This is a genomic window from Methylobacterium sp. Leaf104 (assembly GCF_001422885.1).
Classification (GTDB): domain Bacteria; phylum Pseudomonadota; class Alphaproteobacteria; order Rhizobiales; family Beijerinckiaceae; genus Methylobacterium.
Genome location: NZ_LMMZ01000038.1, coordinates 146717 through 167510, shown reverse-complemented (window position 1 = coordinate 167510; position 20794 = coordinate 146717). Strand labels below are relative to the sequence as shown.

General features: G+C 63.7%; 15 protein-coding genes and 1 tRNA gene. 11 read left to right on the top strand and 5 right to left on the bottom strand.

Annotated features, from left to right (window positions below; genetic code table 11):
• The first annotated feature begins 130 nt into the window (after window positions 1-130).
• Complete coding sequence (locus tag ASF49_RS19195) at window positions 131-1132, top strand: hypothetical protein (protein WP_056476800.1); 1002 nt, start codon at window positions 131-133, stop codon at window positions 1130-1132.
• 19 nt (window positions 1133-1151) lie between these two features.
• Here the strand turns inward: ASF49_RS19195 and ASF49_RS19190 are convergent, their stop codons facing one another.
• Window positions 1152-1544: a hypothetical protein gene (locus tag ASF49_RS19190; protein ID WP_243214794.1), complete on the bottom strand. Its 393-nt coding sequence runs from the start codon at window positions 1542-1544 to the stop codon at window positions 1152-1154.
• A 168-nt stretch (window positions 1545-1712) separates the two neighbouring features.
• Here ASF49_RS19190 and ASF49_RS19185 point away from each other — a divergent pair, with 168 nt between their 5' ends.
• Window positions 1713-4601 (top strand): EAL domain-containing protein, encoded by a 2889-nt coding sequence (locus ASF49_RS19185; RefSeq protein WP_056476793.1) that lies wholly within the window; start codon window positions 1713-1715, stop codon window positions 4599-4601.
• 40 nt (window positions 4602-4641) lie between these two features.
• Here the strand turns inward: ASF49_RS19185 and ASF49_RS19180 are convergent, their stop codons facing one another.
• Complete coding sequence (locus ASF49_RS19180) at window positions 4642-4944, bottom strand: hypothetical protein (protein ID WP_056476788.1); 303 nt, start codon at window positions 4942-4944, stop codon at window positions 4642-4644.
• Between the two features lie 200 nt (window positions 4945-5144).
• Between ASF49_RS19180 and htpG the strand changes: the two genes are divergently transcribed.
• The 4 genes from htpG (at window position 5145) to ASF49_RS19160 (ending at window position 9377) form a co-directional block, all read left to right on the top strand.
• Window positions 5145-6980, top strand: a complete 1836-nt coding sequence (gene htpG / locus ASF49_RS19175) for a molecular chaperone HtpG (RefSeq protein WP_056476787.1) — start codon at window positions 5145-5147, stop codon at window positions 6978-6980.
• 137 nt (window positions 6981-7117) lie between these two features.
• Window positions 7118-7417, top strand: a complete 300-nt coding sequence (locus ASF49_RS19170; RefSeq protein WP_056476767.1) for a hypothetical protein — start codon at window positions 7118-7120, stop codon at window positions 7415-7417.
• A 178-nt stretch (window positions 7418-7595) separates the two neighbouring features.
• Window positions 7596-9242 (top strand): DEAD/DEAH box helicase, encoded by a 1647-nt coding sequence (locus ASF49_RS19165; protein ID WP_056476764.1) that lies wholly within the window; start codon window positions 7596-7598, stop codon window positions 9240-9242.
• A gap of 59 nt (window positions 9243-9301) precedes the next feature.
• Window positions 9302-9377: transfer RNA gene (locus ASF49_RS19160), tRNA-Thr, on the top strand.
• Between the two features lie 381 nt (window positions 9378-9758).
• On the opposite strand, the gene ASF49_RS19155 is transcribed toward ASF49_RS19160, so the two are convergent.
• Both ASF49_RS19155 and ASF49_RS19150 read right to left on the bottom strand, forming a co-directional pair.
• Window positions 9759-10046 carry a DUF3892 domain-containing protein gene (locus ASF49_RS19155; RefSeq protein ID WP_056476761.1) on the bottom strand — a complete coding sequence of 96 codons (288 nt, stop codon included), beginning with the start codon at window positions 10044-10046 and terminating at the stop codon, window positions 9759-9761.
• 135 nt (window positions 10047-10181) lie between these two features.
• Window positions 10182-10433 carry a hypothetical protein gene (locus tag ASF49_RS19150; RefSeq protein ID WP_056476759.1) on the bottom strand — a complete coding sequence of 84 codons (252 nt, stop codon included), beginning with the start codon at window positions 10431-10433 and terminating at the stop codon, window positions 10182-10184.
• Between the two features lie 174 nt (window positions 10434-10607).
• Between ASF49_RS19150 and ASF49_RS19145 the strand changes: the two genes are divergently transcribed.
• The 5 genes from ASF49_RS19145 to ASF49_RS19130 all read left to right on the top strand — a co-directional run bounded on the left by ASF49_RS19145 (window position 10608) and on the right by ASF49_RS19130 (window position 17720).
• Window positions 10608-11255 (top strand): restriction endonuclease subunit S, encoded by a 648-nt coding sequence (locus tag ASF49_RS19145; protein ID WP_056476752.1) that lies wholly within the window; start codon window positions 10608-10610, stop codon window positions 11253-11255.
• Window positions 11248-12774, top strand: a complete 1527-nt coding sequence (locus ASF49_RS19140) for a type I restriction-modification system subunit M (protein WP_056476745.1) — start codon at window positions 11248-11250, stop codon at window positions 12772-12774. The genes ASF49_RS19145 and ASF49_RS19140 overlap by 8 nt, the downstream gene beginning before the upstream one ends.
• A 205-nt stretch (window positions 12775-12979) precedes the next feature.
• Window positions 12980-14017, top strand: a complete 1038-nt coding sequence (locus ASF49_RS23290; RefSeq protein WP_162240987.1) for a restriction endonuclease subunit S — start codon at window positions 12980-12982, stop codon at window positions 14015-14017.
• Window positions 14014-16983, top strand: a complete 2970-nt coding sequence (locus tag ASF49_RS19135) for a type I restriction endonuclease subunit R (RefSeq protein ID WP_056476740.1) — start codon at window positions 14014-14016, stop codon at window positions 16981-16983. Before ASF49_RS23290 ends, ASF49_RS19135 begins: the two co-directional genes overlap by 4 nt.
• Window positions 16980-17720 (top strand): M48 family metallopeptidase, encoded by a 741-nt coding sequence (locus ASF49_RS19130; RefSeq protein WP_056476737.1) that lies wholly within the window; start codon window positions 16980-16982, stop codon window positions 17718-17720. Before ASF49_RS19135 ends, ASF49_RS19130 begins: the two co-directional genes overlap by 4 nt.
• A gap of 1440 nt (window positions 17721-19160) precedes the next feature.
• Here the strand turns inward: ASF49_RS19130 and ASF49_RS19120 are convergent.
• Window positions 19161-20399, bottom strand: coding sequence for a tyrosine-type recombinase/integrase (locus ASF49_RS19120; protein ID WP_162240986.1), 1239 nt, complete (start codon window positions 20397-20399; stop codon window positions 19161-19163).
• Window positions 20400-20794: the final 395 nt, after the last annotated feature.

The following is a 20794-nucleotide window of genomic DNA, read 5'->3' as shown; positions in this document are numbered from 1 at the left end:
TTAACAAGTTCCTTCCGTAATTCCGAGAAGCCGCGTAGTTTTCATCGTGCCGGCAAGCCCCCGAGCCGGTTTCGTGAACAGGGCCTCTCCCATGCAACCTGGAAGACGTTGGCTGCCGCGCGCCGCAGTCATGACGACGACGGCTGTCTTCATCCTCGCGAGCTCCAATGCCGCGATGGCTCACGTGAAATGGTTCTGCGCTTACGACCTCGTCGGGGCACCCCGGGATCTCGGCGAGGTCCTGTGCTCGGATTTCGAGATGCTGGTCGGCCTGTCCCTGCTCGCCCTGATGGTCGGCGGTCTTCTCGAGGGAACCGTGCTGGGGGCAGCACTGATCCGATCCCTCGACCGGACCACCGCCTGGGCCCGCGAGAACACCGAGCTCCTGTTCCGCGCGGTCCTCGGCGGCTTCTTCGTCGCCCTCTGGACCCTCGGCGGCATCATCCTGACCCCCGAGCTGAAGACCGCCAACACCGCGCTGCCGTGGTTCCAGCTGGCCATCGCCGCCGGCTTCCTGTGGCGGCGGACGATGCCGTTCTCGGCCCTTGGCATCGTCGTGCTCTTCACCACCGCCCTGGTCCAGTACGGCGCGTTCCACCTCGCGGACTACCCGGTCTTCCTCGGGGTCGCAGCCTATTGCGCGCTGACCGGCCTCGGCCTCTCTCTGCCCGGCAACGTCCGCCCCCTCGACATCGTGCGCTACACCGCGGCCATCACGCTGATGTGGGCCTCTGTGGAGAAGTGGGCCTACCCGCAATGGTCGTTCCCGCTCTTCATCGAGCATCCCGCGATGACTCTCGGTTTCACCGGCGAGTACTTCATGAAGGCGGCCGGCGCCGTGGAATTCGCCCTCGCCTTCGCTCTGGTCTGCACGCCGCTGGTCCGCAGGATCGCCGCGATCCTGCTGGCCGCCACCTTCATCTCGGCGATCTTCGAGTTCGGCAAGGTCGACGCCATCGGCCACGCGCCAATCATCGTCGCGATGGTGGCGCTCGCCGCCGACAATGCCGCCGCGCCCTACCGCCTGCGCAACCTGGCGCTGACCCCCGTGGGGTACGGAGCCGCCCTGGCGGCCTTCATCGGACTGTACTACGGCGCCCACGCCGTGCTGCAGGGCTCGACCCTGCTCTGACGCCCCGTCCTCGCCCACCTCAGCGGGCGTCGACGCGCACGGTCAGCTTCATCTTCGGATGAATTCCGCACAGGACCGCGAAGGTCCCGCCCACGTCGAAGACCACCTGCGTCCGGCTTCCCGGTTTCAGGTCTCCGGAATCGAAAGTGAAGTCGGGCGAGTCGATGTAGACGTGGTGGAGGAGATCGCCGTCGTCGTTGACGATCTCGACATTGGCGCCGCGCGGGACGATCAGCGCATTCGGCTGGAAAGCGCGCCCCTTCTGGGACACGTGCAGGCTCGGCGTCCCGACGGCCGCCAGGGCCAGCCCACCGCACGCCGCACCGAAAAAGCCAAAGGCCACGCAAACAAGTGTGAGGCGCCGCATCGGCGTTCCATCCGTTGACCAGTGATAAGGATTGAGATGATCCACTATCGAGATGTGACCAGCAGCCTCCTAAGTTAGCCAGGCCGCATCCACCACCACGGTTTCACACCGCAGTGAACTGCCGGTTAAGAACCGAAACTGGATACCCGATCTCAAGATCGCCTTAACAACTTTCCGTCATCCTGACCCGCATCATTGGACGGGACAGACTGGATGACATCGCCCGAAGCCCCGATGACATCGCGAGCGCGCACTGGCCGAGGCCTGGTGGACGCGGCCGGTGCGATGCTCGGTACGATCCGGGGACGGATCGTGATCGCGTTCCTCGTCATGAGCGCGATCACGGCCGCCCTCGGGCTCTCGGCGGCGTCGAGCATCCGCCGTGCGGACGAACTCGTCAGCCAGACCTTCGACCGGTCGCTGATGTCCATCAACTACGCGCGCGCCGCCGCCACCGACTTCGCCGGGATGCGCACGGTCGAGGCCCGGCGCTGGCTGATCACCGATCCGGCGGCCCGCACGCTCCTCGACGAGCGCCTCGCGAGCCTCCAGCGCCTGCTCGCCGAAGACCTCGAGATCGCCGTGGAGCGCGCCCAGTCCGACCGGGCGACGCGCGCGGCGCAGGCGGCCGAGCGTGCGGTCACCGAATGGACGGAAGCCCGGGCCAGGATCACCGACCTCGGCCGGAGCGAGGCCGCCTACGCGGAGCTCGACCGCCACGCCGCGGCGGCGGAGGAGAACTTCGACCTCTTCATCAACTACACAGCCGGCGACGGCTTCATCTATCGTCAGCAGGCGCGCGCCATCGTGGCCCGGGAGACCCGGCTCAACCTGCTCGGTACCCTGATCGCCGTGCTCCTCTCCGGTACCGTCGCCTTCTGTCTGGCGCGCCGCATCATGGGACCCCTGGCCGACGCCTCGCAGGCGGCCACCCGCATCGCGGGCGGCGACCTCAGCGGAACCATGCCGGCCGGGGGGGCCGACGAGGTCGGAACGCTGCTGGCGGCCATGGGGATCATGCGCGACAACATCCGGCACGCGATGGAGAAGGAGGTCGCCCAGAGGATTTCCGCCGAGGATCGCCTCGCCGACGCCCTGGAGACGTCCCGGGAGGGCATCGTCGTCGTCGACGAGGCCGGTCGGATCACCCTCACCAACAGTCAGGCGGAGGATTACCTCGGCTTTCGCGCCGGCACCCTCCCGCCGGGCCGCACGATCACCGCCCTCGCGGAAGCGGAGGCCGGTCCGGGCAACCTCGCCCGGGGACTCCTGGCCACCGCAGAGGAGCGCAGCGAGTTGCGCCTGCGTGACGGCCGCTGGCTCCGGATCAGCCGCAGCGCCACGCGCACGGGCGGCTTCATCGCGGTCTGCAGCGACATCACGCTCCTGAAGGAGCAGGAGGCCATCCTCCAGTCGGCCAACCTGCGCCTCGACACTGCCCTCGACAACATGTCCCAGGGCCTCTGCCTGTTCGACGCGGCGGGCCGCTTGACCGTCGTGAACCGTCGCTACTGCGAGATCTTCGAGCTGACGCCCGCCGAGCTTCCCCTCGGCCTGTCCTATCGCGACGTCGCCGAACTCAGCGCGGCGCGGGGCGACTATCCGAAGCCGGCGCCCGACGCCTTCGCCCTGGCCCAGGCCGAGACCGCCGGCGGCGCCTCCGTCGATTCGGATTTCCTGCATTTCGGAAACGGACGCGTGGTCGCGGTCTCCCACAAAGCGGTCCGCGGAGGCGGCCTCGTGGCGACCTACGAGGACGTCACCGAGCGCCGCGAGGCGGATGCACGCATCGCCTTCATGGCCCGCCACGACGTGCTCACCGGCCTGCCGAACCGAGCGATGTTCGGCGAGCGGATCGAGGAGGCCGTCGCCCATCTCGGGCGCGGAAGCCCGTTCTCGGTGCTCTGCCTCGACCTCGATCGCTTCAAGGAGGTCAACGATACCCTCGGCCACCCCGTGGGTGACGCCCTGCTGCGCGCGGTCGCCGACCGGCTGCGAGCCTGCGTGCGCGAGGTCGACACCGTGGCCCGGCTCGGCGGCGACGAGTTCGCGATCATCCTGGCGCAGACCGAGCGGCCGCAGGAGGCCGCCATCCTCGCCCGCCGGATCGTCGAGGTGGTCAGCGCGCCCTACGACCTCGACGGACACCGCGCCAGCGTTGGGGTCAGCATCGGCATCTGCTTCGCGCCCGGCGACGGCACCACCTGCGACAAGCTCCTCAAGAACGCCGACGTCGCCCTCTACCGCGCCAAGGCGGACGGGCGCGGAACCTGGCGCTTCTTCGAGGCGGAGATGGATGTCAGCCTCCAGAAGCGCCGGGCCCTCGAACTCGATCTGCGCGAAGCCCTGGTGCGCGAGGAGTTCGAGCTGCACTACCAGCCGATCTACGATTTCCGCGCCCGCCGCATCGGCGGTTTCGAGGCGCTGGTTCGCTGGCGCCACCCGGTCCGCGGCCTCGTTCCTCCGGGCGAGTTCATCTCCGTCGCCGAGGAGATCGGCCTCATCGTGCCGCTCGGGGCGTGGTGCCTCACCACCGCCTGCACCGAGGCGATGCGTTGGCCCGACGGCATCAAGGTGGCGGTCAACGTCTCCGCGGTGCAGTTCCGCGACGAGGTCATCGTCGAAGCCGTGCGCCGGGCATTGACGGAGAGCCGGCTGCCGCCGGGACGGCTCGAGCTGGAGATCACCGAATCGGTGCTCCTCAAGGACAACCTCGCGACCCTCGCGACGCTCTACGCCCTGCGCCGCCTCGGGGTACGGATCGCCATGGACGATTTCGGCACCGGCTACTCGTCCCTGAGCTACCTGCGCAGCTTCCCCTTCGACAAGATCAAGATCGACCAGTCCTTCGTGCGCGACATCACCAACAAGACCGATTCCGGACTCATCGTCCGGGCGGTGATCGGGCTCGGCCTCAGCCTGGGCATGCGGACCACCGCCGAGGGCATCGAGACGGAGGCGCAGTTCGACCGCCTCCGGAGCGAGGGTTGCGACGAGGGCCAGGGCTATTTCTTCGCCAAGCCGAGCCCCGCCGCGGAGGTTCCGAAGACGATCGAGCGCTGGTCGCGCGGGAACACCGACGCCGCCCGGGCCGTGGCCTGAGACGGCGCCGCGGTCCGTCGGGACCGGCCGGGCCCTCGGATCAGTCGACGACCTTGAGGTCGTCCAACGCCACGTCGCCGTTCTGGCTCGAGAAGGTCGGCGAGCGTCCGTTCGACTGGGAGACGCCGCTGATCCTGTGGTCGCCGCTGTCGTAGGTCGTCAGCTTGCCGTCCCGTTCGATCAGCAGGCGATGCTTGTCGGGAAAGAACGCGTAGCGCATGTCGTTCTGACCACCGCTGGTGGAGGGCTGTCCCAGCTCCTGCGGCCACCAAGGGTCGGACCCCTTCATCGGCTTCATCGGTTCCATGGGCTTCATGGGCGCCATCGGCTTCATCGGTTCCATCGCGGACCTTCTCGCTGTCGTGTGAAGGCACGGCTACGCCCGAGACCCGCGAAGGTTGCGCGCCGGCCCGGGGAAATTGGCCGGCACGCCGCGCACGACCCCTCGCGACCCCTCGCGACCTTGGCCGCCATTGAATTCGCCGGGACGCGACGGCATATCGCGCACGCTTCACTCACTCTTCGACATCAGGAGGCGTTCCCTTGAGCGACACCGTGGAACGGCACGAATTCGGTGCCGAGGTCGGGCGTCTGTTGGACCTCGTGGTCCATGCCCTCTACTCCGACCGGGAGATCTTCCTGCGCGAGCTGGTGGCCAACGCCGCCGACGCCATGGACCGGCGCCGCTTCGAGGCGCTGACCGATCAGGCCTCCGCGCTGCCCGCCGACGCCAAGGTCCGCATCGTCCCGGACAAGGCGGCCCGGACCCTGACCATCACCGATGCCGGCATCGGCATGACGAAGGCGGAGCTGGCCCAGAACCTCGGCACCATCGCGCGATCGGGCACGCGCGCCTTCAGCCAGAGCCTGAGCGATGCCAAGCCGGAGGACAAGCCGAGCCTGATCGGCCAGTTCGGCGTCGGCTTCTACTCCGCCTTCATGGTCGCCGACCGCGTCACCGTCACCTCGCGCCGCGCCGGCTCCGAGGAGGCCTGGACCTGGGCTTCGGAGGGCCAGGGCAGCTACACCCTGGAGCCCGCCACCCGGACGGAGCCCGGCACCGACATCGTCCTGCACCTAAAGGAGGATGCCGACGAGTATCTGGAGAGCTACCGGCTCGACCACGTCGTGCGCAAATGGGCGGACCACATCACCGTGCCGATCGCGATCCGCGGCGAGGACGGCAAGGAGGAGAACGCCAACCAGGGCACGGCGCTGTGGCGCAAGGCGAAGTCCGAGGTCACGCCCGAGCAGTACACCGAGTTCTATCGCCATGTCGGCATGAACTTCGACGAGCCCTGGGCGACGCTGCACTGGCGCGCGGAAGGCGCACTGGAATTCTCGGCGCTGCTGTTCGTCCCCGGCATGAAGCCGTTCCAGGCGGTGGAGGGCGAGCGCGCCAGCAAGGTGCGCCTGCACGTGCGGCGCATGTTCATCACCGACGAGGCGGAACTCCTCCCCTCCTGGCTGCGCTTCGTCCAAGGCGTGGTCGATACCGAGGACCTGCCCCTCAACGTCTCTCGCGAGATGCTGCAGGCCACCCCGGTGCTGACCAAGATCCGCCGCGCCGTGACCGGCCGTGTGCTCTCGGAGCTCACCACCCGGGCCAAGGACGCGGAGGGTTACCGCCCGTTCTGGGAGAACTTCGGACCCGTCCTCAAGGAAGGCATCTACGAGGACCACGAGCGCCGGCCCGAGATCGCCCCGCTGCTGCGCTTCCACTCTTCGGCCGTCGAGGGCTGGACCTCCCTGCCCGACTACGTCGCGCGGATGAAGGACGGCCAGGAGGCGATCTACTACCTCGTCGCCGACGATGCCGATGCCCTGAAGCGCTCGCCCCAGCTCGAGGGTTTCCGCGCTCGCGGTATCGAGGTGCTGCTGCTCTCCGACCACGTCGATGCGTTCTGGCCCGAGGCCCTGGCCCGCTTCGACGACAAGCCCCTGCGCTCGGTCACGCAAGGGGCCGTCGACCTCTCGAAGTTCGCGGGCGCGGCACCGGAGGGCGAGGAGGCCCCGGCCTCCGTCGAGGCGCTGGTCGCGGCCCTCAAGGAAGCGCTCGGCTCCGACGTTTCCGACGTGCGCGCCACCGACCGGCTCGTCGAGAGCGCCGTGGTGCTCTCCGCCTCGGGTCATGGCCCGGACCTGCAGATGCAGCGGCTCCTGCGCCGCGCCGGGCGCGGCGGCGGCGGCATGCCGGTGCTGGAGATCAATCCGCGCCATCCCCTGATCCGGTCCCTGGGCGCCAAGGTCGAGGCGCAGGAAGCGATCAAGGAGGCGGCCGGGACGCTCCTCGACCTCGCCCGCGTGCAGGATGGCGACACGCCGCGGGATCCCGTCGCCTTCGCCCAGAAGATGGCAGCAGCCCTGGTGGCAGCCTGAGACCGATTCAAGATCCAAGACTATATTCCGGCGGAGCCTGTCCGCCGGAATAAACAAGCGTCACTTGAGAGATTAATTTCGGAACGTGCGGGTTCTGACCGGGTTTGGACTCCAGAATAACTATTCCTGGAGGAAACATGACCGTTCGATATCTCGCCGTCGCGACCGCTTCCCTGATGCTGACCGCAACCGCCGCGTTTGCGGCGCCCTGCGCGACCGGCACCACCAGCTCCATGAAGGACAAGTCCGCCTCGATGGACAAGTCTTCGACCGCCGATGGCGGCTCGACCTCGAAGGTGACGCCCGGCGCCAAGGCGGAGTCGCCCGGTACCGTCGGCGCGATGAACAATGTCGGCTCCAACACCCAGCCCGGAAGCGGCGAGAAGAAGCCCGCCGAGGGTCAGGTCGTGAAGGGTGACGGCGCCGACAACTGCTGATCCGGGCTCCCGAGGCGAACGACTCCCGAGACGGATCGACGACGCCTCGCGTACCTCAAGGGTTCGCGGAACTTTGGGAAAGGGTCCGCGGGGCGTCGGGTCGTTTGACACCAGAGACCCGGGCGCGCGGCAGATTGGCCACGGACGCCAGGGCTGACGGGCGTTAGAAGCGCCGCCGATGAATCTTCGCCCCTATCAACGTGCCAGCCTCGACGCCCTCTACGCTTCGTGGATTCGGCGGGATGGCCCCGGCCTCATCGTCCTGCCGACCGGTGCCGGCAAGTCGCTGGTGATCGCCGCCCTGGTGCGGGAGACGCTCGACCGCGACCCAGGCCACCGCATCGTCATCGTCACTCACACCCGTGAACTTATCGCGCAGAACCACCGGGAGTTGCTGGCGCTCTGGCCGGCGGCACCGGCAGGCATCTATTCCGCCGGCCTCGGCCGGCGCGATACCGGCGCACAGGTGCTGTTCTGCGGCATCCAATCGATCTGGAACCGGACGCGCGACCTCGACGCGTTCGACCTCGTCGTCGTGGACGAGGCCCACCTCATCCCGCGCGACGCCGAGACCCGCTACGGCCGCTTTCTCGCCGCCATGCGCGCCGAGCGCCCGGACCTGCGCGTCGTCGGTCTGACGGCGACGCCCTACCGCCTCGACAGCGGGCGCTTGGACGAGGGCCCCGGCCGGCTCTTCGAAGCCATCGTCTACGAGGCCAATGTCGGCGACCTGATCCACCAGGGCTACCTCGCGCCGCTCATCTCCAAGGCCACCGCCACGACCCTCGACGTCACGGGCGTGCCGCAGCGCGGGGGCGACTACATCCCGAGCGCCCTGGAGGCCGCCGTCAACCAGGACTGGATCACTCGCGCGGCCGTGGAGGAGATGGTCGGCTACGGGCAGGGCCGCCGGGCCTGGCTCGCCTTCTGCGCCGGCGTCGCCCACGCCACGGCGGTGCGCGACGCGATCCGCGCCGAGGGCCACACCTGCGAGACCCTCTCCGGCGAGACCCCGAAGCGGGCGCGCGATCGGATGGTGCGCGACTTCCGCGAGGGCCGGATCCGCTGCCTGACCTCGGTCGGCGTCCTCGCCACCGGGTTCAACGTACCCCAGGTGGACCTCGTCGCCCTGCTGCGGCCGACCCAGAGCACCGGGCTCTACGTGCAACAGGTCGGCCGCGCCCTGCGTCGCGCGTCCGACAAGACCGATGCCCTCATCCTCGACTATGCCGGCCTCGTCCGCATGCACGGCCCGGTCGACATCGTCACCGCCCGCAGTGCCGCCGCGATCCGCGGCCGCGAAGGCGAGATCCGGGCGAAGGCCTGTCCCGGCTGCGGCGCCCTGATCGCCCTTAACGCCAGCACCTGCGAAGCCTGCTGGGTCGAGCCGGAGGCGGAGGCCGCCGAGCCGGGCCATGAGGCTTCCGCCGACGATGCGCACCCGATTCTCTCGAGCCAGCGGGCGGATCGCGGTTCCGCTGGGTGGCGGCCGGTCGCCGGCTGGACCTTCGCGGCCCGTGCCGATGCCGCGGGGGACCTCGAGGTCACCTTCCACCTGCGCGACGGGCGGCACCACCGGATCGTACTCGGCCTCGCCCAGGCCGGATATTCCCGCGAGAAAGCGGTGCAGTGGTGGCGCCAGTTCGGCGGCGGACGCGACGTGCCGATGACGGCCGGCGAGGCCGCGGCGGAGCGGGCCAGGCTCACCCGTCCGGCCTCGATCGAGATCCGCCCTCAGGGGCGCCTGACGGAGACGGTCCGCTACCGCTTCCCGGATGGCCGCATCTTCGCCGAGACCCGCCGCCTGGGCGACTCGGCCGCCTGATCCGATCTCTCACGTCAGGCTTGCGCCGGGCCAACGGCGCTGATAGCGCAGGACGGCACGCCGGTTTAGCTCAGATGGTAGAGCAACCGCCTTGTAAGCGGTAGGTCGCGAGTTCAAGTCCCGCAACCGGCACCACGTGCTCTCCCTCCGAAAGAGCCCTAATCACGGACCTCTTGGAGCAACCTGCGCGGCCTTCCAAGCGCCGTGGTTACCTTGGGGTTACTAAGAGGCTCTCAAAGCGATCCGCCCCAACGGTCTTCAAGTTCGTTCGCCCCGATAGTGCCTTTCTGCCGCTTTGCGCCATCACAAGACATTGCATCCTTGCCGGGAAACGGACACCGCGAGCGAACTCATCGTTCTGATGGCTGGGCACAACTCGGTACGTGCTCCGCGAGCTTAACGAGAAACTCTCGAACATCCGCCGCACGCGTATTGCGCGGGCGACCGTGGAGCGCGTCGCTCGGTAAGCGGTGATGCGATCCCGCGACGAGCGCGGGATCGCAGGAGTACCAGATTTCAGCCGCACTCGTTCAAGGCGAGAAGGTTATTGCTCCACACGCCATCGGCGTGAGTCTGCAAGAACTTCTTGCCGGCTGCACTGACGCGGACACCGACCCACGCCACGCGCCCGCCTTCGTTCGTGTAGAAGCGGTGCGTCTTGTCATCGATGAACTTCACGACGTTGGGCCCGGTGTCCTTCCAGCGGCCGGAGCCGTTAGGGTTCGGGCCGCCAACATGAGTGATGTGCTCATGAGGGCTGCTCCGGTCCGGTTTATTGACGCAGTCAACCTGATAGTCGGCCATGGCCGCTACCCCTTTCAAAACGAGACGAACCGCCCGAAGCGTCGGGTCGTTGATTTTCGAGAAGGAGCCAGCTAGGTTCGTGGTGTTCATGACACGCCTAGCGGGGCTTCGGCCCCGGGTTTAGGAAGCCGGCTGTTAGCGCAGCCGGTTTTCCTGCCATGCAGATTTGGGGGTCATGTACGGCCCCTTGGGCGGAAGCTCATCCGAGTCGGCCGGAGCGATGCCCGAGAATCGGGTCCCGTCCTTAATCTCGGCGATGCGGCCCTGATTCACGCCGAAGAACGCCGCGATATCGTGGTGCCGGTCGCCTCTCAGAATCATCCCTCGGATAAGCGCAGCATCCGCCGCCGTCAGTGCGAGCCCGCTGGGCTCGGCTCGTGTCGCCATTTGAACCTCGTGTGGTCACCATTGGTCGGACTCAACGGTCCGATGCCAATCAAGCTGACCCACCCAACCCCACCTGTCAAGCGATTACGTCAAAAAACAAGCCGTACGAAAACGTAGCCCAATACGTTTTGATGTCATATTGACCGTATCGTGGAAACGCCGCATACGTTTGGCATGAAGCGCCCTACGCCGCAAACGCTGCCCTATTCCCATACCTTGCGCCTCGGAGATGTTGCCGAGGTGTTTGCAGGTATAGGGGTATCGCGCGAGGAGACTCAGTCTCGCCCAGGCGAGAAGCTACCCGTGATCGGCGTGCGTGACCTGCAAGACGGCGCGGTCACGAGCCGCGAAGAATTGGACCGGGTCGGCTTCCCTAATCCCGCACGCGCCGCGACCTATGCAGTGCGCGTCGGCGACGTTCTGGTCACCGGACGCGGAACGCTGCTGAAGTTCGGCCTTGTCGGAGAGAAAACGGCAGGCGCCATCGCCAGCGGCAACATCATCGTCGTGCGGCCCCTCGGTGAAACGAGCGGCGGGACGTTGTTCGCCATCCTGTCGAGCGAGGTGTTCCGCCCCAAGATCGAGGTGATCCGCCGGGGCGCAACGACGCTTCTGTCGCTGTCGGCGAAGGACCTTGCCAAACTTGAGATCCAGTTGCCGCCCGTTTCCGAGCAACGGCAAATCGCGGCGCTCGTCGATGACGCGCTCACCGCCTATCGCTCCGCCATGGACGCAGCTGAAATCCGCAGCGCGCTTGTACGCCGACTCCTAGACCAACGCCTTTTTGGCGTTAATCAAGAAAATCGAGGGAAAGATGCCTAAACTCTCACGCCCCGAACTTGAAAATCACTTATGGAGGTCTGCCGACATACTTCGGGGATCAATCGACAGCTCTGACTACAAAATCTACATCTTCGGATTTTTATTTCTCAAGCGCCTGTCGGATCGTTTCGAGGAAGAAGTCAAAGAATGCGTTCGAAACGGCTTGCCGGTCGAGGTCGCCTATAGCGATCCTGACGAGCATGAGTTTTTTCTCGTCGAGCGGGCGCGCTGGTCGACGCTTAAGAAGCTGACCACGGGGATCGGCGACCACCTTAACAAAGCTTGCGCCGCCATTGAGGACGCCAACCCCTCCATTGAAGGCGTGCTAGCCAATATCGACTTCAACTCCGAATCGCGCCTCGGCGACGCCAAGAACCGAGAAGGCGTGCTCGCGCGCCTCATCGACCATTTCTCGCGGGTGGACCTTTCTAACGCTTCGCTGTCCGAACCTGACATGCTCGGGCGAGCCTATGAGTATCTGATCGACAAATTCGCCGACGATGCGGGCAAGAAGGGCGGCGAGTTCTATACGCCCCACCACGTCGTGCGGCTGATCGTGGAGGTACTAGACCCCAAGCCAGGCATGCGGATCAGCGATCCGACCTGCGGGTCGGGCGGCATGTTGATCCAGTCGGCCGAGCATGTGGCGCAGCTTGAGGGCAAGCGCTTAGGCCAGCCTCTTAACGTCACCCTGCACGGCCAGGAGAAGAACCTCGGCACATGGGCCATCGCCAAGATGAACCTGTTGCTGCATGGGCTCCGCGACGCGCGGGTTGAGAAAGGTGACACGATCCGCAACCCGCGCCTTCTCGATCCCGAAGGCAATTTGATCCTCTACGATCGCGTCATTGCCAATCCGCCCTTCTCACTGGACGCTTGGGGCGCGGACGATGTTTCGGGCGAGAACGAGAAGAAAAGCTTCGATCGCTTCCGCTACGGCATTCCGCCCAAGAATATGGGCGACCTCGCCTTCGTGCAGCACATGTTGGCGACGCTCAACGCCAAGGGCGTGTGTGGCGTGGTGATGCCGCACGGCGTCCTGTTCCGCGGCTCCGGCGACGGGCGCATCCGCGAGGGTGTGCTCAAGGCAAACCTGTTGGAGGCCATCATCGGGCTGCCGGAGAACTTGTTCGCTGGCACCGGCATCCCTGCGACCGTGCTCATCCTCAATAAGGCGAAAGCTCCTGAGCGCACAGGCAAGGTGCTGTTTATCCACGCGGCAAAGGAGTTTGAGGAGCGGCCGAAAAAGAACATCCTGGGCGAGAGAAACATTACGCGGATCGTCGATGCATTTCGAGCATGGACGGACGAAGATCGTTTTTGCCGTGTAGTCGATAGGAAGGAGATTGAGGAGAACGATTTTAACCTCAACATTTCCCGCTACATCGACACGCTGGAGCCCGAAAAGCCTATCGATGTAAAAGCTGAGCTGGACAAGCTCTGGGCCGCCGAGAAGGCGCGGGACGAAGCCGCCGCCCGCATGAACGCTCTTCTCAAGGAGATGGGCTATGTCGGATGAAGTGCCCCATGGCTGGCGCGCAGGACGGCTGAAGGACCTTTGCGAGCCAGTCGAGCGACGTTTGGGAGCGTTGGAGAGGTCTATAGTCCTCAGCGTGACAAAACGAGGTGTGATCCCTCAGTCGGATACTTACGACAAGGAAATCGCCAGCGAGGACATATCTCGTTACCGAGTGATCCAGCCCGGAGAATTCGGACTGGCACCTATGGCGCTCTACTACGGCGCTGTTGGACGATATCACGGTAGTATCTCAGGGATCATTAGCCCAGCATATAATGTGTTTCGCCACAAAGATGATGCCGACCCGAGATTTTTAGAGGCTTTGGTGCGCTTACCTCGCATGATCGCGCGTTATGAGGCCCTAAGCCAGGGGGGCAATCTAGATGGAAAGCGTAAACTAACGCCCTATGATGCTTTTGAGACTGTCAAAGTCATTGTGCCTCCCCTTGCTGAGCAGCGCGCCATTGCGGCATTATTGAGCGTTGCGAAGGAGGAATTTGCGAAAACAGAGGCGTGGGTCGCTCAAATATACGCAACTGCTGAGGCAATCTCCGAGGCGCTTTTTCTTGGCATCGATCCAAGTTCCGGTGCTCTAAAAAGAGAAGAATGGAAATTATCAACTCTCGGCGCCGAAATGTCGGCAATTAAAGTCGGGATCGTTGTTAGGCCGGCATCTTACTACGTCTCGGATGGTGGCGTGCCTGCTCTCCGCTCGCTCAACGTCAGACCAAACAGGTTACTTCTTGATAGCCTGGTGCAAATATCTAAGACTGGGCATCAAATCAATAATAAATCGGCCCTACGCGCCGGTGATGTTGTGACTGTTCGCACTGGGGAGCCTGGGAAAACAGCCTATATAATGGATGATTTTGGCGGTCTAAATTGTATAGACATTATTTTCTCTCGCCCCGGGCCGAGTGTGCGCGGAGAGTATGTCAGCTATTTCATGAATTCCGGCATAGCCAAGCGTCAGATCGCGTTTCTTCAAGGAGGGCTGGCGCAGCAACATCTGAATGTCGGCGAAATGAAACGAATTAAAATCAGCGTTCCCCCGCTCGCTTATCAGGACCAAACTATCGCGCTGCTGAACGAGGTATGGGCATGCATAGACGCCGGGGAGGCGAAACTCCGCCAGTTGCGCAGACTACAGGTTGCGCTTGCGGAAGAACTCCTCTCCGGTCGCCTGCGCCTGCCTGAAAGGCTCGTCGCGCGCTTTTCAGATACGCCGGCAGCGGCTGCATGAGCACAGCCAGCGAAAGACTTGAACTGCAATGGGTGGAGGAGCCGGCTGCCGACCTCTTGCGCGTGCTATTCGATTATTCGGCGCTGTCGGTCGAGGTCGTGCGCGACCTCCGCGAGGGTGTGGCGAACGAACCCGTTCTGACCGTTCGTCTCGCGGAATGCCTCGCCCGGCTTAACCCGTGGCTCGGCAAGGATGATGTGCGCCGTGCCGTTGCAGCGGTGACACGTGTCTCCGCCGTCGACCTCATGGAGGCCAACGAGCAAGCCTATACGGCACTCTGCTACGGCATTACGGCCCCACATACCGAGAACGGCCGGCGGCAAGACCGAACCGTGCGGTTCTTCGACTTCGACGACCCCTCCGCCAACGTGTTCGAGTTCGCGCGGCAGGTGCCCGTCAAGGGGCCGCGACAAGACATTATCCCGGACGTGATCGTCTACGTGAACGGGCTGCCGCTCGCCGTCATTGAATGCAAGTCGCCCTCGCTCGCCGACCCTATGAGCGAAGCCATCCGCCAGTTCCGCCGTTACGAGAGCCGCGACGAGTTCGTGGGGCTTGGCGCACCACGCTTGTTCGCGACGGCGCAAGTCTCGATTGCGCTCGCCCGTGATGTGGCGAAATACGGCACCACGCTGACGCCAGCGCGCCAGTGGGCGGAGTGGAAGGACCCTTATCCCCTCACGCTCGATCAACTGACGGCTCAGCTTGGGCGCACGCCGACCGGGCAGGACATCCTCTTAGCCGGGCTCCTCGCACCAGCGAACCTTCTGGACCTCGTCCGCAACTTCGTGATGTTCGAGACCACGGATGGCCGACGCATCAAGAAGCTCGCGCGCTATCAGCAATATGTCGCGGTTGGCAAGGCGATCGAACGCATTCGGACGGCGGTCAACCCGCAGCGGCGTGGCGGGGTAATCCATCACACGCAGGGCTCGGGCAAGTCACTCACGATGGTGTTCCTGGCGACGAAGCTCCGCCGCATGCCGGAGGCCGAAAACCCGACGCTCGTCATAGTCACCGACCGCACCAACCTCGATGACCAGATTGCCGCTCAATTCAAACGGTCAGGCTTTCCAAATCCCATTCAGGCCGAGAGCGGCGAGGCCCTTCGAAACGCTCTCTCCGGTGGCGCAGGAAGCACAGTTCTGACGACCGTGCACAAGTTCCACAGCGCCGTCCCGAAGCGCTCCTCCGTCATCTCCGATGCGCGGAATGTGTTCGTGATGGTGGACGAGGCGCACCGCACGCAATACGGCGCGCTCGCGGCCCGGATGCGTGCGGGCCTGCCCAACGCCTGCATGCTTGCCTTCACCGGGACGCCCATCGACAAGAAGGACCGCAGCACGCGCGAGGTGTTCGGCGACTACCTGCACCGATACCTCATCGACCAGGCTGTGAAGGATGGCGCGACGGTTCCGATCTTCTACGAGATGCGCGACGCGCGCTTGCGCATTGACGGGCGCGACCTGGAGAAAGACATCCGTGTTTCTTTCCCCGACCTCTCAGACGCGGAAATTGATAAGCTGAAGCGCGGAATGCGCCTCCAAGACAAGCTCGCGGGCGCGCCGCAGCGCGTCGAGGCCGTCGCCAAGGACATTCTTGAGCATTACCGCACGACGATTGAGCCGAACGGCTTTAAAGCCCAGATCGTCTCCGCAAGCCGCGACGTGGCCGTGACCTATGTCGAAGCGCTGCATAAGCTCGGCGCACCAGAATGCGCGCTCATCATGTCGTCGTCGAACGGCGACAGCGCGCGTTTGCAGGCGCACCATCTCTCGAAGCGAGAGCGGGACGACCGCATCGCCCGGTTCAAGCGGCGTGATGATCCTCTCAAGATACTTGTCGTCTGCGACATGCTGCTTACCGGCTTCGACGCGCCGATTGAGCAGGTTCTCTACCTCGACGCCCCCTTGCGGGAGCATACGCTCTTGCAGGCCATCGCCCGCGTGAACCGGACCGCTGACGGCAAGACCTATGGGCTCGTCGTCGACTACTGGGGCGACAACCGGCGCATGAGCGATGCCCTGGACCTGTTCTCGGAAGAGGACGGTGTGATGAACGCCCTTCGTTCTCTGTCGGAGAAGATCCAGCTTCTCGAAAGCCGGCATCGCGCTGCTCTGCGCCTCTTCGAAGGGGTTGACCGGGCGAACGAAGCGGCTTGTCTGGCGCTGCTCGATCCCGAGGACGTGCGCGCGAAATTCGAGCTGGATTTCCTGCGCTTCGCCGAAGCGATAGACATGGTCCTGCCGGACCCCAAGGCGTTGGAAGAGCCTTACGTGTCCGACCTAAAATGGTTGGCTCGGCTCCGGGTCGTGGCGCGGCGCGCCCACTATCAAGAACCCTTCGATCCGGAGGATTACGGCGCGAAGGTTGGTCAGATCATCACGACGCATCTCTCGGTCGAGGGCGTGGAACAGCTTCTCGCAAAACGCGATATTCTCGATCCCGCCTTCAAGCAGCATCTCGACAGCTTCGTTTCCACCGAGGCGAAGGCGGCCGAGATCGAGCACGCCATACGGCATGAGATCCACGTTCACCGAGACGAGAACCCGACCGCCTATGCCTCTCTTTGGGAGCAGTTGGAGCGGATCGTGAACGAGCGTCGGGAGGCGCGCGTCTCGGCCGCGAGCGCTCTCGCGCGCCTGCAAGAAATGGCGGCTCAGGTCTCGGATGCGCGGGCGGGCGCAAGCGGCTCGCGGCATAGCCTCACTGGGACGGCCGGTGCGATCCTGCCCTTCATCGACGGTTCGATTACGGATGAAGCGCGCGCGGGTGCGGCAACGGAGGTCGCAAAGGCGCTAGAGGCATTCGCGGTCGTCGTTGACTGGCAGCACAAGGAAGACGTTCAGCGACAGATGCGACGCGCCATCAAGGACCGCCTGCGATCACTAGGCATTGATCCCGCCAAGATGGAGGCGGCGACGGCCAAGGTCATGGACGTCGCGCGGGCGAGACTGGCTCGGTGACGTCGGAGGCCGCACACCAACTCGACTTCGGGGGAGAGCTTCTGAGTTTCGTGATCGAGCGCACCACGCGGCGGAAGACGGTCGCTATCTCGGTAGGCTATGATGGTGTTCGGGTGCTGGCGCCGCCCGACCTTGATGACGGACGGGTCATCTCGATCGTTCGTAAGAAAGGCGCTTGGCTCCTGCGCAAGCAGGCCGGTTACAGGGAGCTTGGTGGCTCACCGATCGTCCGGGAGTTCGTGAGCGGCGAGACGTTCCATTATTTGGGCCGGCCCTATCGGTTGAAAGTCATTGCGGACGATACCGCTGTCGTCACCCGAGTCGCGGCGCGTGGATCGACACTGGTCGCGCCGGTTCCCCTCCAAGCTCCTCCACTCATCCGCCGGGCTGCGGTGCGTAGCGGGTTGCGGCTTTGGTACCGCGAGCATGCCAAGATGCATTTCCCCGTCCGTGCCCGAAGCATGGCGGCTTTGCTCGGCATTCCGACGCCAACCGTGCATGTGGTCGATCAGTCGAAGCGCTGGGGGAGCTGCGACGCGCGCGGCCGAATCCGCCTGAATTGGCGCTTAGTCATGGCCCCGATGTCGCTCGTGGATTACGTTATCGCCCACGAGGCTTGCCACGTTCTTGAGCACAACCATTCCCGCCGGTTCTGGCGGTCGCTCGAAACGATCATGCCGGATTATGAAGCGCGGGTGCGGCAGCTCAATCGGATGGGCCATCTGTTCGTTTGGTGAGGGAGTGCGTTATTGGCAGCTCGATCCATCCAACAAGTTCAGTCAGGACCTTAGCCTATGGAATCCAGACTGAATTTCGGCATAAAAACAATTTTGGCCCCTCTTACAGCCAACCTGTAGTAGTCCGACGGTAATAAAGACTTGACCGGGCAGAGAGATTCGAACCTTGATCCCATCCTCGGCAAAGTTGCGATCTCACATGCCTTTAAGAATCACCGGCCTGTTGGCTGCTTACTCACTCGATTTGCCTTGGCCAAAAGCGGACTTGCCCAATTTTCGCGCAGGGTCACGAGCGGCTGCAGAACATAACTGACCGAGAAGAATGAGCAATCAAGCGAGAACCGGGTCGTTTGGGCCAGTTTCTACCAAAAAAGGTTCGAGCGGTGAACATGATTACTCCGCTGATTGACGTGAAAAAAGACCGCGTTCGAGTTATATGCTCATTAATAGCCGGCAAAAAATTTGGATCGTAAAATTGCTGCTACTTACCCCTTGGTGGTGATCAGATTGAAAGCCTCAAGCTCGCCAAAGAATTCTAATTCAAGCAGTTATCTATAACATGTAATTGCAGCTCGCACTACGTGATGATAATTCGACTGCATAGAGGTACGTTTTACGCAGTAATTTCTGTATGTGCCGTGAGGATAGATAGCCTCGCACGTCACATCCAAAGCCGTATGAGCTCAGATAAGAGCAATAGCCCTGTCAGGCAGCACGTTCCACAACCTCAGCGTCTCTGGCGCGCGTTAAGGCAACCTCTGCGTCAAAGGCAGCGTCTTGAGCCTCCTGGCTGTGTGGTGCGATGGATCGAACGCTCCATGCGTGCTTCTCAGCCAGCGATGTGTGGTGCTTGGCCGCTTGCGCATGAGCTCTGCGTGGGTCCTCACCATCTTCGGCCAGACGTGCTGCCTCACGCGCCTTCCGTTTGGCGTCACCTCTTATACTGGATGCCTCACCGGCCAGCTCGCTAGCCTCGGCAGCCGTATCCGTCTGGGTCAAAGCATCGGCGCTCGCGCAGACCGCGTCCTGCCTCACAGCCGGGTCAGAATCCTCGTCCGGGGCGAAGGCCTCATAGTGCAACTCGGCAGCGAGAGCATGCGCGTCGGCTGCTGCAGCGTGTTGACGAACCGCTTCGGCGTGGGCGGAAGCGAGACCGCATTTAGAAATGGGGATGTTTTCGCTCCGGGCTATGCCATCTCCGGCTCCGAAAGACTCATGTCGTAACATTGGGCGCCATCGAGGTTCTAAGAACTGCCAGATGAGAAAAACATACGAACAACACTGGCGTAACTATTTCGCATTAATCATAGTTAACACTGGTATAAGATTTTTTTTGAGAATAGGCATTCGCGGGTGCTGAAAAGGCGACCCAGTCCATCTTCCCGCGGAGCTATAGAATTTAGGAGGAGTCTTGCTTGCCGGTGCGAGAGAGGCACAGCTTCAAGCGGCGTAGGCCCGATCGATTGCTGCGAGCGCAACTTCGCCGCCGCGCACAGCCTGGGTGTAGTGACTGAGAGTGACGGCCGGGCTGGCATGGCCCGCGATCTTCGCCACGAGACCAACTTCAACGCCTTCCGCCTGCAGCATCGAGATGAACGAATGCCGGGCCGAGTGCGGCGTGACGTAGGGCACGCCGGCCCGCTTCAGCAGCGACGCCCAGATACGCGAGCGGAAGTTCGAATAGAGGAGCGTCCCACCGCCCCCTACGCGAGACTGAGGCCACGCCCGCCGCGCCCCGAGACCCGGGAAGACGCGATGAGGCTCTCCCTCACGGTGGGGACACACAGCACGCCACGCGAGCAGCATGGACCGCAGCCGGGTCGGCATCGGGATTGAACGGCGCCCAGCCTCGGTCTTGGTCACTTCGCAGATGGCGCCACTCAGCTCCTGCATCCGCCGGATGCGGATGACATTCGCTTCAAAGTCGACGTCCTCCCACATAAGGGCGAGCTGCTCACTGGGACGCGTGCCAGCCAGGAAGGGGAACGCGACGTAGACCCCCTGCTCAGGATCCCGCTCAGCGACCGCCAGAAGCTCGACGATCTGGTTTGAGGTGAGGATCGCCTTCTTGATCTTGGGCGCGCCCCTGAGGCGGGACGGCAGCGTGGGGGGCCGTATGCCGAGATCTTCCGCCGCAAGCGCCAGGGCGCTACCGAGGTATTTCCGTGCGCGGCTCGCTGTGGATGGCCCAACCTCATTCGAGAGCAGCTTGTGCCAGGCTCTGATATCTGCCGTGCCAAGACGATCGATCTTGATTGTACCCAGGGTGGGCTTCAGCGAGGCGCCCGCTGGGACAAGACCCGTTTCTGTGTAGGCCCGGCGCTGCACGGGCTTCGCGCCGACCAACAGGGGCTCCGAAATGTAGCGCGCTCCTTGCTCGTAGCCGTGAAGTGTCTGGTCCTTCACTTCGCCGCGGCGCCCCTCAAGCCAAAGCGCAACAGCCTCGCCGACAGTGATCACCTCGCGCGCTGGGACATAAGTGCGCGACTCGACGGAGGCCTGAATCGCGTTCCGCTTAGCGATGGCCTCCTTCTGACGCTCGAAGAAGAGCTGAACGCGCTGGCTCGTTTTGGGATCGGTGTAATTCAGGACCCAGCGAGTGTTGATGACCACCTCACCAGACCGGAGCTTACGACGCCGATCCCGCTTTGTGAGGCTGATGTTGAATGTAGTGGTCATCACCAGAACTCCCTGGAACGCAAGAAAAAATAAAACACATGTTTGCTGGCGGAACAATTGTTCGCCGCACGGAGCAGTTAATAAAGACTGTAACAAAGCCATACATTAGCAAATCCCAAGAAATCTCAAGCAAAACTTCTTCTGTAACCACGACAGGAACCACGATGCATGGGCCGCGTATTCAGGATCCGGCACATACAAGGGCTTGTATTTCACGCTTCATCGAAATACAGCCGATTGATTGCTCAGCCACGTGTTCTAATGTTTGTGAAGCGGTAGGTCAGTCGGTCAGGACGCAGGACAGGACGGACAACAATATAAATGGGGAGAGAGGGGGGGTATGAGCGGGTCACTGCTCACACAGTGACCCCTCCCCCCATCTTTATATGTCAGTC

What these genes read in the sequence shown, in the direction of transcription:
- ASF49_RS19155 (WP_056476761.1), bottom strand. Translation starts at nt 10,046, where the DNA reads ATGGCCGACTATCAGGTTGACTGCGTCAATAAACCGGACCGGAGCAGC.
- ASF49_RS19165 (WP_056476764.1), top strand. Translation starts at nt 7,596, where the DNA reads ATGAATCTTCGCCCCTATCAACGTGCCAGCCTCGACGCCCTCTACGCT.
- ASF49_RS19135 (WP_056476740.1), top strand. Translation starts at nt 14,014, where the DNA reads ATGAGCACAGCCAGCGAAAGACTTGAACTGCAATGGGTGGAGGAGCCG.
- ASF49_RS19145 (WP_056476752.1), top strand. Translation starts at nt 10,608, where the DNA reads ATGAAGCGCCCTACGCCGCAAACGCTGCCCTATTCCCATACCTTGCGC.
- ASF49_RS19140 (WP_056476745.1), top strand. Translation starts at nt 11,248, where the DNA reads ATGCCTAAACTCTCACGCCCCGAACTTGAAAATCACTTATGGAGGTCT.
- ASF49_RS19120 (WP_162240986.1), bottom strand. Translation starts at nt 20,399, where the DNA reads ATGACCACTACATTCAACATCAGCCTCACAAAGCGGGATCGGCGTCGT.
- ASF49_RS19185 (WP_056476793.1), top strand. Translation starts at nt 1,713, where the DNA reads ATGACATCGCCCGAAGCCCCGATGACATCGCGAGCGCGCACTGGCCGA.
- ASF49_RS19180 (WP_056476788.1), bottom strand. Translation starts at nt 4,944, where the DNA reads ATGGAACCGATGAAGCCGATGGCGCCCATGAAGCCCATGGAACCGATG.
- ASF49_RS19195 (WP_056476800.1), top strand. Translation starts at nt 131, where the DNA reads ATGACGACGACGGCTGTCTTCATCCTCGCGAGCTCCAATGCCGCGATG.
- ASF49_RS19170 (WP_056476767.1), top strand. Translation starts at nt 7,118, where the DNA reads ATGACCGTTCGATATCTCGCCGTCGCGACCGCTTCCCTGATGCTGACC.
- ASF49_RS19150 (WP_056476759.1), bottom strand. Translation starts at nt 10,433, where the DNA reads ATGGCGACACGAGCCGAGCCCAGCGGGCTCGCACTGACGGCGGCGGAT.
- ASF49_RS23290 (WP_162240987.1), top strand. Translation starts at nt 12,980, where the DNA reads ATGGCGCTCTACTACGGCGCTGTTGGACGATATCACGGTAGTATCTCA.